Source organism: Gemella sp. GH3 (assembly GCF_013415425.1).
GTDB lineage: Bacteria > Bacillota > Bacilli > Staphylococcales > Gemellaceae > Gemelliphila.
On the sequence record NZ_JACBYC010000127.1, the window covers coordinates 1 to 16598 of the forward strand.

General features: G+C 27.7%; 13 protein-coding genes, 1 rRNA gene and 2 pseudogenes. 14 read left to right on the forward strand and 2 right to left on the reverse strand.

Features of this window, described 5'->3' with window-relative positions:
* The first annotated feature begins 370 nt into the window (after positions 1-370).
* Genes HZY83_RS05295 through HZY83_RS05305 form a run of 3 tightly spaced genes read left to right on the forward strand, consistent with a single transcriptional unit; the run spans position 371 to position 3903 of the window.
* The gene (locus HZY83_RS05295) at positions 371-1561 is read left to right on the forward strand and encodes a glycine C-acetyltransferase (RefSeq protein WP_179943023.1); all 1191 of its coding nucleotides are present in this window, start codon (positions 371-373) and stop codon (positions 1559-1561) included.
* A gap of 39 nt (positions 1562-1600) precedes the next feature.
* Positions 1601-2551, forward strand: coding sequence for an L-threonine 3-dehydrogenase (locus HZY83_RS05300; protein WP_179943024.1), 951 nt, complete (start codon positions 1601-1603; stop codon positions 2549-2551).
* A gap of 29 nt (positions 2552-2580) precedes the next feature.
* Positions 2581-3903, forward strand: a complete 1323-nt coding sequence (locus HZY83_RS05305) for an APC family permease (RefSeq protein WP_179943025.1) — start codon at positions 2581-2583, stop codon at positions 3901-3903.
* A 79-nt stretch (positions 3904-3982) separates the two neighbouring features.
* On the opposite strand, the gene clpP is transcribed toward HZY83_RS05305, so the two are convergent.
* Complete coding sequence (clpP, locus tag HZY83_RS05310; protein WP_179943026.1) at positions 3983-4612, reverse strand: ATP-dependent Clp endopeptidase proteolytic subunit ClpP; 630 nt, start codon at positions 4610-4612, stop codon at positions 3983-3985.
* A 73-nt stretch (positions 4613-4685) separates the two neighbouring features.
* Positions 4686-5561, reverse strand: coding sequence for a YitT family protein (locus HZY83_RS05315; RefSeq protein ID WP_179943027.1), 876 nt, complete (start codon positions 5559-5561; stop codon positions 4686-4688).
* A gap of 321 nt (positions 5562-5882) precedes the next feature.
* On the opposite strand from HZY83_RS05315, the gene HZY83_RS05320 reads away from it, so the two are divergent.
* From HZY83_RS05320 to HZY83_RS05365, 11 genes and pseudogenes are all read left to right on the forward strand, one after another.
* Positions 5883-7283, forward strand: a complete 1401-nt coding sequence (locus HZY83_RS05320; protein WP_218925349.1) for a peptide MFS transporter — start codon at positions 5883-5885, stop codon at positions 7281-7283.
* 172 nt (positions 7284-7455) lie between these two features.
* On the forward strand, positions 7456-8424 hold the full coding sequence (locus HZY83_RS05325; RefSeq protein ID WP_179943028.1) for a lysylphosphatidylglycerol synthase domain-containing protein: 969 nt from the start codon (positions 7456-7458) through the stop codon (positions 8422-8424).
* Entirely contained in the window at positions 8424-9014 is a 591-nt protein-coding gene (locus HZY83_RS05330; protein ID WP_179943029.1) for a glycerol-3-phosphate acyltransferase, read from the forward strand. Before HZY83_RS05325 ends, HZY83_RS05330 begins: the two co-directional genes overlap by 1 nt.
* A gap of 132 nt (positions 9015-9146) precedes the next feature.
* Positions 9147-9848, forward strand: a complete 702-nt coding sequence (locus tag HZY83_RS05335) for an ABC transporter ATP-binding protein (RefSeq protein WP_179943030.1) — start codon at positions 9147-9149, stop codon at positions 9846-9848.
* Between the two features lie 926 nt (positions 9849-10774).
* Positions 10775-11233 (forward strand): annotated as a pseudogene (locus HZY83_RS08595) (FtsX-like permease family protein); the annotation flags it as partial.
* Positions 11234-12103: 870 nt separating this feature from the next.
* Positions 12104-12454 (forward strand): annotated as a pseudogene (locus HZY83_RS08600) (FtsX-like permease family protein); the annotation flags it as partial.
* A 33-nt stretch (positions 12455-12487) separates the two neighbouring features.
* On the forward strand, positions 12488-12814 hold the full coding sequence (locus HZY83_RS05345; protein WP_179943032.1) for a DUF5713 family protein: 327 nt from the start codon (positions 12488-12490) through the stop codon (positions 12812-12814).
* A 27-nt stretch (positions 12815-12841) separates the two neighbouring features.
* Positions 12842-13774, forward strand: coding sequence for a ketopantoate reductase family protein (locus HZY83_RS05350; RefSeq protein ID WP_179943033.1), 933 nt, complete (start codon positions 12842-12844; stop codon positions 13772-13774).
* A gap of 153 nt (positions 13775-13927) precedes the next feature.
* Positions 13928-14791 (forward strand): hypothetical protein, encoded by an 864-nt coding sequence (locus HZY83_RS05355; protein WP_179943034.1) that lies wholly within the window; start codon positions 13928-13930, stop codon positions 14789-14791.
* Between the two features lie 118 nt (positions 14792-14909).
* Positions 14910-16067: a multidrug effflux MFS transporter gene (locus HZY83_RS05360; RefSeq protein ID WP_179943035.1), complete on the forward strand. Its 1158-nt coding sequence runs from the start codon at positions 14910-14912 to the stop codon at positions 16065-16067.
* A 442-nt stretch (positions 16068-16509) separates the two neighbouring features.
* Positions 16510-16598, forward strand: a 16S ribosomal RNA gene (locus tag HZY83_RS05365); the annotation flags it as partial.

The window sequence follows — 16598 nt, forward strand, 5'->3', positions numbered from 1 at the left end:
GTATTAAAAAAGGGGAATATTATTCTTAGTAAAATAATTTCAAAAATAAATAAACATAAATATTAATATTTTATAAGAGATAAATATATATTGTAATAGAATAGATTTGTATTTCTTTTGAAAACATAAAAAGAAAAATACGCTATTATTTTACTTTATTAAATACAATTGTACTATCAATAAATACAGTAATATTTTTATGAATTTATATTGACATAGAAAAAGATATGTGTTTAAATTAAATTGTAAACAATTTCAAAAATGCAAAATATTTACAGAAATAATTCAATTGAAAAATTCAATCCGGATATAAATTTTAAAACAGTTGTATTTCTTGAGAATACATTAAATAAAAAATAGGAGGCTCAATATGGGTACTAACAATCTAAAAAAAATACTATCAAAAAGTATTGAAGAATTAAAAGAAAAAGGACTATATAATGAAATTGATGTTTTAGAAGGTGCTAATGGTACTACTATAAAAATCAATGACAGAGAGTTTATAAATTTATCTGCTAATAACTATTTAGGATTAGCTACAAGAGAAGATGTGAAAGAAGCTGAAATAAAAGCGGTAAAAGAATATGGTGTAGGAGCTGGTGCTGTTAGAACAATTAACGGTACTTTGAAGATTCATAAAGAATTGGAAGAAACTATAGCAAAATTCAAGAAAACAGAAGCTGCTATTGCTTTTCAATCAGGATTTAATTGTAATATGGCGACAATTCCTGCAATTGTAGGAAAATCAGATGCTATTTTATCAGATGAGTTAAATCACGCATCGATTATTGATGGTTGTAGATTATCAGGTGCTAAAATTATTAGATGTAAACATCAAGATATGGATGATTTAAGAGCCAAAGCTAAAGAAGCTATTGATAGTGGGCTTTATGGAAAAATTATGTATATTTCAGATGGTGTTTATTCTATGGACGGAGATGTTGCGAAAATACCAGAAATTGTAGAAATAGCAAAAGAATTTGGTCTAATTACTTATATTGATGATGCTCACGGATCTGGAACTATGGGTAAAGGAGCGGGAACAGTAAAAGAGTTTAATGCTTCTAGTGACATAGATATTCAGGTTGGTACATTGTCAAAAGCGGTAGGAGTAGTGGGAGGATATGTAGCAGGTAGTAGAGAATTAATAGATTGGTTAAAAGTTAGAGGTAGACCGTTCTTATTCTCTACATCACTTACTCCTGGAGCAGCAGCTGCAGCTAAGAAATCAATAGAAATTATTTCGTCTGAACCAGAATTAGTAGAAAAACTATGGGAAAATGCTAATTTCTTGAAACGTGAATTAAAAAATCTAGGTTATAATATTGGAGTTTCTACAACACCTATAGTTCCTGTTATTATTGGAGATGAAAATAAAACACAAATGTTTTACAAAAAATTAAGAGATAATAACATATATGCAAAATCTATAGTATTTCCAACTGTTCCATTAGGTACAGGAAGAGTAAGAAATATGCTTCAAGCTGGACATACAAAAGAGATGCTAGAAGAAGTTGTACGTGTTTACGAAAAAATAGGAAAAGAATTAGAAATAATATAATAAATTTATAAAATATAAAAAATAAGAGAGGGTTATAAAATGAAAAAAGTATTAGTTACAGGGGCGTTAGGACAAATAGGTAGTGAATTAGTTTTAAGACTTAGAAAAGATTTAGGTGTTGATAATGTAGTAGCTACAGATATAAAAAGAATTGAGGATAACGAAGTAGTTACAGACGGTGTATTTGAAATTCTAGATGTTATGGATTATAATAAATTTTTGCAATTAGCTAAGGATAGTAATGTTGATACAATTATTCATCTAGCTGCCTTATTATCAGCTACTGCTGAGAAAAATCCGCAACTAGGTTGGTCTTTGAATATGCAAGGATTAGTAAATGGATTAGAGGTTGCTAGAGAATTAGATGCAAAATTCTTTGCGCCATCATCAATAGCAGCTTTTGGTAATGATACTCCGAAAGATAATACGCCACAAGATACATTAATGCGTCCTAGTACAATGTATGGTGTAACAAAAGTAGCAGGAGAATTATTATGTGATTATTATCATACAAAATATGGGTTAGATACTAGATCTGTACGTTTCCCGGGGTTAATATCTCACAAAGTTCTTCCTGGTGGAGGTACAACAGACTATGCTGTGCATATTTATTATGATGCATTAAAATATGGTAAATATACTAGCTTTATTGCTGAAGGTACATATATGGATATGATGTATATGGATGATGCTATTGATGCAGTAGTAGATTTATTGAATGCTGATTCAAGTAAATTAAAACATAGAAACAGCTTTAATATTGCAGCTATGAGTTTTGAACCAGAGCAAATAGCAGCTTCAATTAGAAAATATATACCTAATTTTGAGATGGATTATGATGTAGATCCAGTAAGACAAGGTATTGCAAACTCTTGGCCAAATTCAATTGATTCTACTTGTGCAACAGAAGAATGGGGATTTGAACCTAAATTCGATTTAGATAAAATGACAAAAACTATGCTAGATGAATTGTCGAAAAAAGAGATATAATTTTATACAAATAAAGGTTAGGTAAAAAAATGAATAATGAATTAAAAAAGAATATAGGTTTTTTTCCAGCTTTTGCTACAGTAATGGGGACTGTTATAGGTGCAGGAGTATTCTTTAAAGCGGCTATTATTTATAAGACTACTGGTAGTGTAAGTCTAGGTATGTTAGCTTGGGTATTAGGAGGTATTATTACTCTTTGTGCGGGATTAACAGCAGCAGAATTAGCAGCATCTATACCAGAAACAGGTGGTATGATAGTTTGGATAGAAAGAACGTATGGTAAAACTGCTGCTTACTTACTAGGTTGGACGCAAGGTGTAATTTATATGCCGGCTAATATAGCCGCCTTAGCTATCATATTTTCTACTCAAGTATTAAACTTGTTTAATATAAATGTTACTTGGCATATCCCGATAGCTATTTTGGCAGCTACTTCTATTATATTTTTGAATTTTTTAGGATCAAAGGCATCTTCAACTTTGCAAGTAGTTACTACTATATGTAAGTTAATACCTATAGGGTTAATAATAGTCTTCGGATTAATCAAGGGTGACGTTCAAAGTATTTCATTGCTACCAACTAGTGAGAATATAGGTGGTGCAGGTGGTAATACAATTAGTTTGCTTGGTACAGCTTTATTAGCTACTATGTTTGCTTATGATGGTTGGATTAATGTAGGTGCTATGGCAGGAGAAATGAAAAATCCTAAAAAAGATTTACCTAGAGCTATAATTTTTGGACTTACAGCTATTATGGTAGTATATGTCTTAATAAATATAGCATTTGTTACAGCTTTACCTATATCAGAGATAGCAGGTAATCCTAATGCAGCTAGTGATGTAGCAGTTAAATTGTTTGGGCCTTTTGGTGGTAAATTAATCACAATAGGTATATTAGTTAGTGTTTATGGAACAATTAACGGGTATACTATGGCTGGTATAAGAATACCGTATACTTTAGCTAAAGAAAATTTAATACCAAAATCAAACTTGATTGCTAAATTAAATAAACATTCTATACCTGTAAACTCTGGATTAATAATTTGGATTGTATCTGTAGTTATGATATTCTCTGGGCAATTTGATATGCTAACAGATTTATTGTTATTCGTTATATGGATGTTCTATACGCTGACATTCTTAGCTGTTATAATTTTGAGGAAAAAAGAACCAGAATTAATTAGACCTTACAGAGTGCCATTGTATCCTATTATTCCGGGTGTAGCTATAATTGGAGGATTGTTTATCCTAGTAAATACATTGCTTACTCAGACATTATTAGCTTTAGGGGGAACAGTATTAATGTTAATTGGATTGTTCTTCTATAAGGAATTAATAAATAAATACAAATAATTTAGTAAATAATAAAACTCTATTACTTAAATCTAAGTAATAGAGTTTTTACTTCGTATTCTAAATAAATATTTTTTATTTATTTTTTTTGAGTTTTCTTAGCTTTCTCTTTCTTTTGAGGTTTATTATTCTCAGGATACATAACTTTGTCTACTAAACCATATTCAAGAGCTTCTTCAGCAGTTAGATAATTATCTCTTTCTGTATCTCTTTCTATAGCTTTTATCGTTTGTCCTGTTCTATCTGCTAATATTTTGTTTAAACGAGCTTTAGTTCGTAGAATATGACGAGCGGCTATTTCTATCTCTGTAGCTTGACCTTGTGCTCCTCCTAAAGGCTGGTGAATCATAACTTCTGCATTAGGAAGACAGTAACGTTTTCCTATAGTACCTGCCGCTAGTAAGAATGCTCCCATACTAGCTGCCATACCCATACAAATAGTAACAACGTCACATTTAATATGTTGCATAGTGTCATATATAGCAAAACCTGCTGTAACACTACCTCCTGGTGAATTAATATAGAAGTATATATCTTTTTCGCTATCTTGTGCTTCTAAAAATAGTAGCTGACTAACTATTGAGTTAGCTACTTGATCGTTAACGTCTGATCCTAAAATAATTATTCTGTCTTTTAGAAGTCTTGAATAAATGTCATAAGCTCTTTCCCCTTGAGATGTTTGCTCGATAACTGTAGGGATTAAATTCATATGCTATTTTCCTCCTTGAAAATCTATTAGCTATATTATACTGTACATATAAATATTATTCAATAGTACGAATTTACAATATATAAGAATGTTCCTTAAAATTACCCATAATAGTATTAATGCTATTTACTGTTATGAATGCTTTTGGGCAATTTTTATTTATTAATTTTTTGAGTGCGTATAGCTCATTTTGTTGAATAACTAGAATAAGCATTTTTCTTTTTTGGTGTGTATAGCTTCCTTCTACATCAATGATAGTGCATCCTCGATTCATTTCTCTGTTTATTATTTCTGCTAAAGAATCAGCATTATCAGATATAATTGTACATTGAATATATGCCGAAATAAATTTCTGGAATGTTCGCATAGTTTGATTTCTAACGAAACTCATAATAACAGCATACATAACATAACGTAAATCAAATGAAATCCAAATTATAGTGTAGATTACAATATCTTGTATTAGGAAAACTGTAGGTAAATTAAGATTATATTTTTTCACTAAAAATTTACCTGTAATATCAGTACCTCCTGTAGATCCTCCAGATATTAAAATAAGACACATTGCTACTCCAGATAAAATTCCTGCAAAAATAGTTGCTACTAGTTTGTCTTGTAAATTTATTGGAGTAATAAGTGTAGGAAGATAATCAATAAGAAAAGATGAAGCTACTATAAAAATAACAGTTATAACCATAAATTTTTTACTAACATACTTAAATCCGATATAAAATAGAGGGATATTAAGAAGTAGCTGTGCAAGTCCTAATTTTATACCTATAGTTTTATTTAAAACTAATGCAATACCTAAAGCACCTCCAGTAGAAAGGTTGTTATAAGGTATAAGTACGCCGGCATATATAGAAAAAATAAATATCCCAATTATCATAAATAAAATGTTTTTTATATGTTTTCTTTTATTAACTTCGTAAATTGTTTCTCTAATCATAGCACATATTCTTTCTTGTGTGTTTTTATAGTATTATTGTAATCGTTATTCATCTAAAAATCAAGATGAATTATCTGTATTAATAGATGATTATTTCTCAATTATTTGATTGTTGGTGGTAAAAAATATCGTAAATTAAAGTTAAAATATATTTATATATAATTTAGAAATAAAAATTAATAATTGCAAATAAAATGTTTTCATTATTTAAAGTTTTTAAATAGTAAATATAATAAAATTTATTTGTTTTGTTTAGAGATAAGGTTGTAATTCTGTATTGAAAGTGTTACAATACAGATGACAACAAAGGGGGGTTGTTTTATGAAAATAAATAAAATTAAAAAGAAACATCCTATAGGATTACAACTAGCTAATTTGTGTACAGGGTTAAACAGCTTTTACACGTACGGAGTTGTAGGATATCTCTTCTTATTTCTAACTTCTTCGGTAGAAGAAAATGGGTTAGGTTTTAGTGTTTCCCAAGCAAGTGACATATACGGAACATATTCCATGTTAGCATTTATGGCTCCGCTTCTTGGAGGTATTTTAGCTGACAGATATTTAGGGTTACAAAAGACTATTGCGTTGGGAACTTTTGCTAGTATATTTTACTATATTAGTTTCATTACTATCCTACCTAGTAATCCTACAAGTGTTACACTATGGATTTGTTTCGGTATAGGTATATTAGCAAGTGGTTTAGGTAAAGGAAATGTAAGTGCATTAGTAGGTGAATTTTATAAAAAAGAAGAACTTACTAGACGTGATGAAGCTTACAGTATATTTTATATGGCTACTAACATCGGTTCATTCCTAGGACCTATTATTGTAGGATATATAGTAGAAACAAAATTTGCAACGTTTAATTCTGCTAATGAAGTAGTTTCTTACGGGTTTAAATATGCATTTTTAACAGCGGCAATATTAAATGTTATTCAATTTTTAGGATTTATATATTTAGCTCCTAAATGGTTAAAAAAAGTAGGTAAGTATCCATCATTCAAGAAAGTAGAGGATAAAGAAGAAAAAAATACTAGTACAGGATTTACTAAAGAAGAAAAAGGACGAATTTTAGCAATGATAATTATGTTTGTGTTTGTAGTTCTATTCTGGAGTGCTTGGTATCAAACTCAAACTTCATTCTCTTTACTAGCTAAGAATTTAGTAGATAGAAGTATTTTTGGATTTACTATGCCTATTTCGTGGTTAATTTCATTTAATGGAATTTTATGTGTTGTTCTTGCTCCAGTTTTGGCGAAATTATGGGTTAGATTAGATGAGACTAAGAGAGGCGATTTATCTGTTTCTGCAAAAATGGCGTTAGGTATGATTTTATCTGGTATAGCTTTTGGTGTTTTGGTTGTAGGTCTTAATACTTTAGGAGGTGTAACTGATGGAAGCTCTAAGATGAGTATTTGGTATATTCTACTAGCTTATTTACTACTAACAGTTGGAGAGCTGATGCTATCTCCTATAGGTATGTCATTATTTAATAAGTTATCTCCAGCAAAATATTCATCTTTTGTAATGGCAATTTGGTATCTGTCATTTTCGCTAGCTAATAAAATATCGTCTAAATTGACTGGATTTACTGAATCTTTAGGATTTACAAAACTTTTTGGGTTTATAGCGATAGTAGTAATAGTATTTGGAGTTATCTTATTGCTTCTAAAAGGTTATCTTGAAAAACTAATGGCGTTAGAAAAATTTAAAGATAAATAGTAATATTTTCAAGGCTGATATAAAAAATCAGTCTTTTTTATCTCCTTAAATAAAGAAAATATAATTTTAATGTAAATATATTAGCTGTTTTTATGTATATATACTTTAAATATTGAAAAAAATTTTAATAAATGATATTATATTATTGAAAAAATATTGTAAGGAAGAATTGATGAAAGATAGTAAAAAGCAGAAATATTCTAATATCATAAAAACATTAGTTCAAATGATATTTGGAATAATAATTGTAACAATGCTTTTTTCTTATTTTAAAAAAGAAATAGATAAGCTTGATTTTAATAAGATAGAAATGTTGATATCTAATTTAGGAGTATATACCTTTTTATTTATAATACTTCTAGGAATAGTGGGTATAGCTATTCTTTCTTTTTATGACTTTTTAGTCCTAAGGGTAATTCCTATAAAAGAAAGTTTGAAATATACTAAGGTGTTTAAGGTTAGCTTTATGACTAACTCACTTAATATGATTTTAGGTTTTGGTGGTATTATAGGGGCTGGATTAAGATATTATTGTTATAAGCCTTACTCTAAAGATAATAAGAGCCTGCTAATAGCTATTGGAATGATATTAATATCTATGTTATCAGGGCTAAGTATGTTAGCTATTTTGGTAGTTTTGGACTTTTTACCGGGTGCAGATTTATATAGCGATTATTCTATATTTTATTACTTTTTATTGTTGATGACGTTATTTTTACCTATATATTTATTTATCAATATGAAAAATCCTAAGATAAAAAATGATCGTTATTTATCTATAAAATTGGCTATTATTTCTTTTTTAGAATGGATATATGCAGCTTTTTTAGTATTGTTTATATTATATATTTTTGAGGGGAGTTTTATATTTGGTAAAGAATCTCGAATTCTAGGTGTAATAGTAGTTGCCTCTATTGCAGGTTTATTATCAATGGTTCCAGGAGGAGTTGGGACTTTTGATTTTTTAGTTATTATAGGGTTGAAAAATCTAGGATTTAAAGGGGAGATAGTTGCTGCAACTATATTTGTGTATAGATTATCTTACTATGTAGTTCCTTTTATAATAGGTACTATATTATTTATAATTGAGATATTAATTCAGATTTTTAGAAAATTTATTAGTAAAAAGGAGGGAATCTAATGATTTTAAACATAATATATTTTGTATCATCTTATTTAATAGGAAATATATTAGGTGGTAATGTTTTAAAACATTTTTATAAAGAGGACATCTCTAGTAAAGGTTCTGGTAATATCGGTGCAAGAAATGCTGGTAGAGTACTTGGAACTAAAGCATTTTTATTTGTTGCCACTATAGATTTATTTAAAAGTTTTTTAGTAGTAATATTACTTAAGATATTAAATGTAGATATTTTTATTATAACAATTTGTTTATTTTTTGTAGTTTTAGGTCATGTTATGCCGATATTAAACTCTTTTAATGGAGGTAAAGGTGTTGCAACTTTTGTAGGAGGGATAGTTGCACTATCGCCTAATTTGTTGTTTGTATTTATTTTAGGTTTTTTATTAATAGCTTTTATTACAAGAAGTGCTACTATAGGTTTTTATAGTACTTTGCCTATGTTAATATACATATACTATATGGATTTTAAATCGTGGCAAGGTTCTCTAGTTTTTATTATAACTATCATTATATTATTTGTAGTTTCTATAAACGATACAACAAATGCTTTTAATAAATATTTTATGAAAAAACAGATGAAAAAATAATTAAAAATACACTCATCATTAATTTATATGATGAGTGTATTTTTTATAAATATATTTAAAATGTGAATAATTGTATAATAATATCAATTTTTATGTTAAAATAGTATTGTAGATGGTTTTGTGAGGTGATTTATGACAAGCATAATAGTTAGAAATTTAATGAAAGAATATGGTTCAGGTAGTAACAAGGTAATTGCTAATAAAAATATAAATTTTGAGATAAATGACGGTGAGTTTGTTGTAATATTAGGGCCTAGCGGTGCAGGGAAAAGTACACTTCTAAATATATTAGGAGGAATGGACTTTGCAACAAGCGGATTAGTGAAAATATTTGGTAAAGATATTACTAAATTTAATGATAAACAACTAACCAAATATAGAAGAGAAACTATCGGTTTTGTCTTTCAATTTTACAATTTAATTCCTAATTTAACAGTTTTAGAAAATGTCGAGTTGACTACACAAATAGTAGATAATTCTAAAGACGCATTAGATATTTTAAAATTAGTTGGTCTAGAATCAAGAAAAAATAATTTTCCTTCACAAATATCAGGGGGAGAGCAACAAAGGGTTTCTATAGCTAGAGCTATAGCCAAGAATCCAAAGATTTTGCTCTGTGATGAACCTACGGGAGCATTGGATCATAATACAGGAAAAGTAATTCTAAAAACTTTGCAAGAATATTGCAGAAATGATAATAAAATAGTTATAGTAATAACACACAATAGTAAAATAGCAGAAATAGCTGATAAAGTTATAGAAATATATGATTCTAGTGTTAGAAAAATTACTATTAATAATAATCCAAAAGAGATTAATGAAGTTGAGTGGTAATTATGAGAGTTATTAACAAAGATTTGTTACGAGAGATAAGAAAAACTAAAGCTAAGTTTCTATCAATTACGATAATAATGTTTTTAGGAGTTTTTGTATTTATTGGATTGAATGAAGTTCCATCTACAATGAATAATACGCTAAATAAGTATTTACTACAATCTAATATGTATGATATAAAAGTCAGTAATGATATGCTTATGTCTCAAGAAGATGTTAAGTACTTGCAGGAAATTCCAGAAATAAGTAACACAGAAGTTTATTATCAGGCAGAAAGCAAAGATGATAAATATAGATTTAATATAAAAATTCAATCTTTAAATGAAAATATTGCAAAGCCTAAATTAATAGATGGGAGGTTACCTAGTAACTCTTCTGAAATAGTTTTGACCGAAGCTTTAAGTGATAAATATCAAGTAGGGGATATCGTTAAATTTTCTGATTTAAAGGATTCTAAGATAAGCTTGAAAAATTTAGAATACAAAGTAGTCGGATTTGTTTATGGGATAGATTTCCCAGAAAATTCTACTAATAATAAAAGTAATGTAAATTTTTTTGGATATGTTCAGAAAGAAAACTTTTCTTCTGATAGTGTTAATGGAATAACTATATTGCTAAGAAATATAGATAGAACAGACTTAACTACAGATAGTTACTATGATAGTGTCAATAAGCATCGTGATAGTATAATTCAAAAACTGGAATCTTTACAAAAAAATAACGATTATAAAATTCGTAGTAATACAGATGAAAAATTACAAGAAGATAGTCAAAAGATACTAGATTCCAAAGAGAAACTTAATTATGCTTATGAACAAATGAAAAATTTACCTAGTCCAGAATATGAAAATCAAAAACAAATTTTGGATAATCAAAAAATAGAATTGGAAAATCAAGAACAGTTGCTAAACACTTATAAAAAGCAGATGGAGACATTAACTTATCCAAAATACAATGTCGAAAGTATAAAGGGGAATTCTTATTATAAACAATTTATAGAGTCTGCAAAAAGTTTATTGTCTATATCTAACATTTTTTCAATTTTCCTATTTTCTGTTTCCATTCTAGTTTCATTAACTACTATTTCTAGAATGGTTGATGAAAATAGAACTAATATGGGTACGTTAAAGTCTCTAGGATATAGCAATTTCCAAGTTTCTAGAAAGTATTATATTTACGGTTTTTTATCAACACTTATTGGAGGGATTATAGGTACTATACTATCTTATTTAATAATAGTTCCTATAATATATGATTCTTATGCCAATTTATTAACTTTAAAGAATCCTCAATTAGTGTTTACAAAATCAACTATATTTATGGCTATTTTTATTTCTATTATTTGTGTTATATTAGCAGTAACTTTACCTATATATAGAAATTTAAAAGAAAGTCCATCTAACTTACTAAGACCTAAGTCGCCTAAGGAAGGATCTCGTGTATTTTTGGAATATTTACCATTTATTTGGCGTAAATTATCATTTTTACATAAGGTAACATTTAGAAACATTTTTCGTTATAAAGTTAGAATGCTTATGACTATTTTAGGCGTTTTAGGCTGTACAGCTCTAATGTTTATAGGTTTTGGTATAAAGTTTAGTGTTATGAATGTTTCTAATGAACAGTTTAATAATATTACGAAATATGATTTAGCAGTAACTTATAATCCTTATATATTGGATAGTGACAGAGATAAAATATTAGAAGTGTTGGGTAATAAAAGTAATGTAGAGAGTAGTAAAGAAATACAGCTCCAGAAAGCGACTATACAAAAAGACAATGATATTTTAGATAATTTATCAATGATTGTGTCCAAAGGTAATTTGCAAGATTACATAATTTTAAAAAATAATGATGGAGTCTTAGATCATCCTAAAGATGGTGCAATAATTAATGAAAAACTTTCTTACTTGTATGATTTAAGTGTAGGTTCTACTATAGATATAGTTGTTGATGATAAATCTTATAGTGTTAAAGTTTCAGGAATAAGTAAAAATTACTTTGGACATACTATATATATATCCGATGAATATTATGAGCAGTTGTTCCAAAAAGATTATATGGCTAATAGTTTTTTAGTCAAAAATTACAATGATAAAGCTAAAGTAGAAGAGGTAGTATCATTGTTAGAAAAAGATAAAAATGTTGTTAATATTTTAAATCAACAAAGTTTTAAAGAAACATTTGATAATTTTGTTGACGGAATAGATGTTATAGTTTTAGTTATAGTTCTATGTTCGGTCACTTTAGCAATAGTTGTTCTGTACAATCTAATAAATATAAATCTTTCAGAACGAATTAGAGAGCTATCAACAATAAAGGTTCTAGGATTTTACTCCAAAGAAGTTACTATTTATGTCTTTAGAGAAATATTTTATTTAACATTAATAGGTATAGCTCTGGGTAACTATGTTGGATATGTAATGTATAAAAAGATTATTCTGGATCTTTCTGCAAGAGATATGTTATTTGAAACATCTGTATCTATGTACGTATATATAATAACTAGTATAATAACTCTAACGGTAACTAGTATTATAATGGTTATAGTGCATAGATATTTAAAAAATATTAATATGATTGAAGCATTGAAATCTGTGGAGTAAAATAATAGTTTGGTAATTAAAAAGGAGATAGGAATGAAAAAATTTGATGATAATTATATTTTAGTTTCGGATATGGTCGAAGATGAGTATTATCCTAATTTTCTTGTAGAGAAAGTACAAGATATAATAAAGAAAGTTATAACTGTTTTAGAAAGTGGAGAAACTAATATAGAAGTTATTCAAGAATATCTTGATGAAATGACCATAGAAATAAATGATATTCAAGAACAATTTGAAGAGAATAACAGTGAAATAGAAAGTATAGCTAGAGATAGTATAGCTGTTACAATAGAGTATATATTAGAATGGTTCAATATAAATATTGATTTGGAAACAGCACTTCAAGAAAGAGACTGGTAATAAAAAAATTTAAAGGAGATGTTACAAATGAAAATTTTATTTGCAGGAGCAGGAGCGTTAGGATCAAGATTTGCATATATGTTACACAAAAATGGAGAAGATGTAACATTAATAGACTCGTGGCAAGATCACGTTGAAAAGATAAAAAAAGAAGGTTTAAAAGTTATAATAGATGGAGAAGATTTAGGTAACTTTAATATACCTATATTTTACCCTCATGAGTTAACTGGTAAATACGATGTAGTCTTTGTTGCTACTAAATCTATGCAACTTAGACCAATGTTAGAGACTTTAAAACCTTACTTGAAAGAAACTACTAAAGTTATTTGTATTTTGAATGGTTTAGGTCATGTTGATACATTAAAAGAATATATTAATCCAGAAAATATTTTAATAGGTGTTACAGTATGGACAAGTGGTTTAGGAGGTCCAGGAGTTCTTAATGCTGTAGGTACAGGGAAAACAGAAATTAAACAAGTTTCAGAAGCGGATATTTCAACAGCTAAAGATATAGTTGCCAAATTTAATGAAGCTGGCTTGAACTTAATTTACTCTGATAATGTTTATCAATCTATTTGGCATAAAGCAGGTTTAAACTGTGTTCTTAACGCTTATTGTACAATTATAGATTGTAATATAGGTGAATATGGTTCTTACTCTGAACATCAAAAACTTACAGATATGTTATTAGAAGAAGTTGTATCAGTAGGTATAGCTGAAGGTGTAGATGTTAAACACGATGTTATTTCTGGGAATATAAATAGAATATTCCCACCTACATTAGCAGGATTACATTATCCATCATTATATCAAGATATGAAAAATGGACGTTTAACAGAAATTGATTATTTAAATGGAGCTGTATCTAGACTAGGTAAAAAACATAATATAAAAACACCTGTTTGTGATTTAGTTACTCATATTATTCATGCTAAGGAAGAGATAAATAATAATAAATAACAATCTCATTTTATATATAAAAGGCTGATTATTTAATCAGTCTTTTTTATATACGCGAAAATAAAAAATTTAATTTTGTATATTTTATTAATCTTTACACAACTATATATTTTTGATAGAATAAAAATAATAATTTAGATTAGGAGATGCTATATGTCAAAATTTACAAGGAGATTGTTGCTAGGGGCCGTTTCTGCTCTAGGCGTATACTATTATAAAAATCCAAAGGAAGCAAAGAAACATAAAGACCTATTTTTGAAAAATGTTCAAAGTGGTATAGATAAGTTTAACGAATTAGCAAAGGATAATACAGAAGTTAAAGAAAATAGCGAGGAGTTAGATGATTCTATTGAAATAGAAGTTAATTCTTCTAATGAATCAAGTAATGATACACAGTTAGATAAATTAATCAATGCATTTTCAGATAAAGAAGATGAAAATGAATCATCATTTGAAGAAGTAACTATAACCAAGGAAATAGATGAATATAATACAGATAATGATTCGTTATCAGTTAACTTGGTACTTAATGAAAAAGAGAGTACAAACTTCTCAATTGAGGACAGCGAAGTTAGAGAGATAGTTGCCGAAAATAGCAATAATTTCAATGAATTAGATAATAATGAATTGTTGACGAACTATGTTGATAATATTAAAGAAGATATTAGTATAGAGATAGATAAAAATAATACTAATCTAGAAGTTAATAAAGAATATAGTATTGATAATGATAAGTTTGTAGACGTTATAGAAGATATAGAAGAAAAATTATCTTCAGAAACAGTTGATAAAGTGGAAGAGTATAAAAAAACATCGGAATTAGAAACTTTAGATGAAGATAAATACGATTCAGATATCACAGAAAACAGTATGAGTGATATTATAAAAAAAATAGAAGAAGATAGCACTTTAGAATCAAGTGAAAATAACTATAATGATAGTATGCTAGACTCTGATAACGAAACAAAGAAAGCATTAAAGTCTATAGTGGAATTTTTCTCATCTAAAAATAAGTAAAATAATATAAAATAGTGGTATTTATTGTACTTTGTGTAAAAATATATTGCCACTATTTTTATATTTTGAAAGAATGTGAAGTTTATTATTAAATTTTTTATGAGAGGTGTTATTTAAAATGGTTTTGAAAAAAAACAGTAAATTATTTTTAGTAGTGTTTCTAGGAATGTTATCAGCATTTGGTCCTTTTATATTAGACTTGTATTTGCCAGCACTTCCTATGATGAGCGATTATTTTGGAGTAGACACAACTATTATTCAATTAACATTGACTGGGAGTATGATAGGACTTTCTGTTGGGCAATTAATTATAGGTCCAATAAGTGATAAGGTAGGAAGAAAGTTACCTTTAATATTTAGTTTAATTGTATATATATTAAGTACATTATTTATAGTTATAGCAGATAATGTTTATTTAGTAATTGTTTTAAGATTTATACAAGGATTTTCAGCTGCTGGATCTGTTGTTATTTCTAGGGCGGTAGCTACTGATTTATATGGAGGAAAAGGATTAAAAGAATTCTTTTCATTATTAATGACAATTAATGGATTAGCACCAATTATAGCACCTATATTTGGTGGAATTATTATTCAGTTTACATCGTGGAAAAATATTTTTACTATATTAACTGTATTAGGTATTATATTATTGATTGTATCTTTAAATTTTTCTGAATCGTTAGAGCGTAATAAGAGATTTTCAGGCTCATTGGTAGAAACTTACCAAAAACTATTTAAGATTTTGAAAAATAAATTATTTATAACTTATATACTTGTTCAATCATTTGCAATGTCATCATTATTTGGATATATTTCGGCATCTCCTTTTATTTTTCAAGAAAAATATGGAGTTTCTGCATTCACCTATAGTTTATTTTTCGGATTAAACGGATTGGCACTTATTATAGGTTCAAGGATTTCTAATTTATTCAATAGTAAAAAAGCAATATCTATTGGATTGAAGGTTATGATAATAATAAGTAGTTATATTACTATAACTTTAATATTAAAATTAAATGTTTTATTTGTAGAGTTTGGATTTTTTATTTTATTAATAGGTTTAGGAATTATATTGCCTGCAACTTCATCATCAGCTATGAATTCAGAAAGAGATAATGCAGGAGGAGCGTCTGCTCTTTTAGGATTCTTTCAATTTTTATTTGGAGGATTAGTTTCTCCTTTAGTAGGATTAGGAAATATTTTGTATGCAACTAGTTTGGTACTATTAATAAGTAGTGTGATAGCATTACTTTTATATTCAACTATAAAAGATTAAAATATTAAATTTTAATCTTTTTTATTTTCTTCTAAGGAAATAAGTTTTAAAAATAAAATTATAATAAAATTATACAAAATCTCTTGACAATAAAAATAAGAAGTGATAGACTGTTTAAAGTCTTCTTGAAAGATAAATTTTTTAGAAACAACTACTAAAAAAGTTTCAAAAAAATATTGACAAAAGAAAAAGAAGATGATAGAATATTAAAAGTCTTGACAAGAGACGAACAATAAGCAGAAAAAACTGAATGAATGTTAAGAAAAAAAGATAAAAAAGTTCTTGACAAAGAAACAGAAAAATGATAAACTATAAAAGTTGCAAAAAGCAACGTTTGAACATTGAAAACTAAACGAATAAAGTCAACGTTAATTCCGAGAAAAGAAGTTGAAGAGAAGACAACTAAAAAAACTTTTCAAGAGCAAATCAAGCGAGACAAAGAAATTTGGAGAGTTTGATCCTGGCTCAGGACGAACGCTGGCGGCGTGCCTAATACATGCAAGTCGAGCGAAGATATGTAAGTACTTGTAC

What these genes read in the sequence shown, in the direction of transcription:
- HZY83_RS05295 (WP_179943023.1), top strand. Translation starts at nt 371, where the DNA reads ATGGGTACTAACAATCTAAAAAAAATACTATCAAAAAGTATTGAAGAA.
- HZY83_RS05300 (WP_179943024.1), top strand. Translation starts at nt 1,601, where the DNA reads ATGAAAAAAGTATTAGTTACAGGGGCGTTAGGACAAATAGGTAGTGAA.
- HZY83_RS05305 (WP_179943025.1), top strand. Translation starts at nt 2,581, where the DNA reads ATGAATAATGAATTAAAAAAGAATATAGGTTTTTTTCCAGCTTTTGCT.
- clpP (WP_179943026.1), bottom strand. Translation starts at nt 4,612, where the DNA reads ATGAATTTAATCCCTACAGTTATCGAGCAAACATCTCAAGGGGAAAGA.
- HZY83_RS05315 (WP_179943027.1), bottom strand. Translation starts at nt 5,561, where the DNA reads ATGATTAGAGAAACAATTTACGAAGTTAATAAAAGAAAACATATAAAA.
- HZY83_RS05320 (WP_218925349.1), top strand. Translation starts at nt 5,883, where the DNA reads ATGAAAATAAATAAAATTAAAAAGAAACATCCTATAGGATTACAACTA.
- HZY83_RS05325 (WP_179943028.1), top strand. Translation starts at nt 7,456, where the DNA reads ATGAAAGATAGTAAAAAGCAGAAATATTCTAATATCATAAAAACATTA.
- HZY83_RS05330 (WP_179943029.1), top strand. Translation starts at nt 8,424, where the DNA reads ATGATTTTAAACATAATATATTTTGTATCATCTTATTTAATAGGAAAT.
- HZY83_RS05335 (WP_179943030.1), top strand. Translation starts at nt 9,147, where the DNA reads ATGACAAGCATAATAGTTAGAAATTTAATGAAAGAATATGGTTCAGGT.
- HZY83_RS05345 (WP_179943032.1), top strand. Translation starts at nt 12,488, where the DNA reads ATGAAAAAATTTGATGATAATTATATTTTAGTTTCGGATATGGTCGAA.
- HZY83_RS05350 (WP_179943033.1), top strand. Translation starts at nt 12,842, where the DNA reads ATGAAAATTTTATTTGCAGGAGCAGGAGCGTTAGGATCAAGATTTGCA.
- HZY83_RS05355 (WP_179943034.1), top strand. Translation starts at nt 13,928, where the DNA reads ATGTCAAAATTTACAAGGAGATTGTTGCTAGGGGCCGTTTCTGCTCTA.
- HZY83_RS05360 (WP_179943035.1), top strand. Translation starts at nt 14,910, where the DNA reads ATGGTTTTGAAAAAAAACAGTAAATTATTTTTAGTAGTGTTTCTAGGA.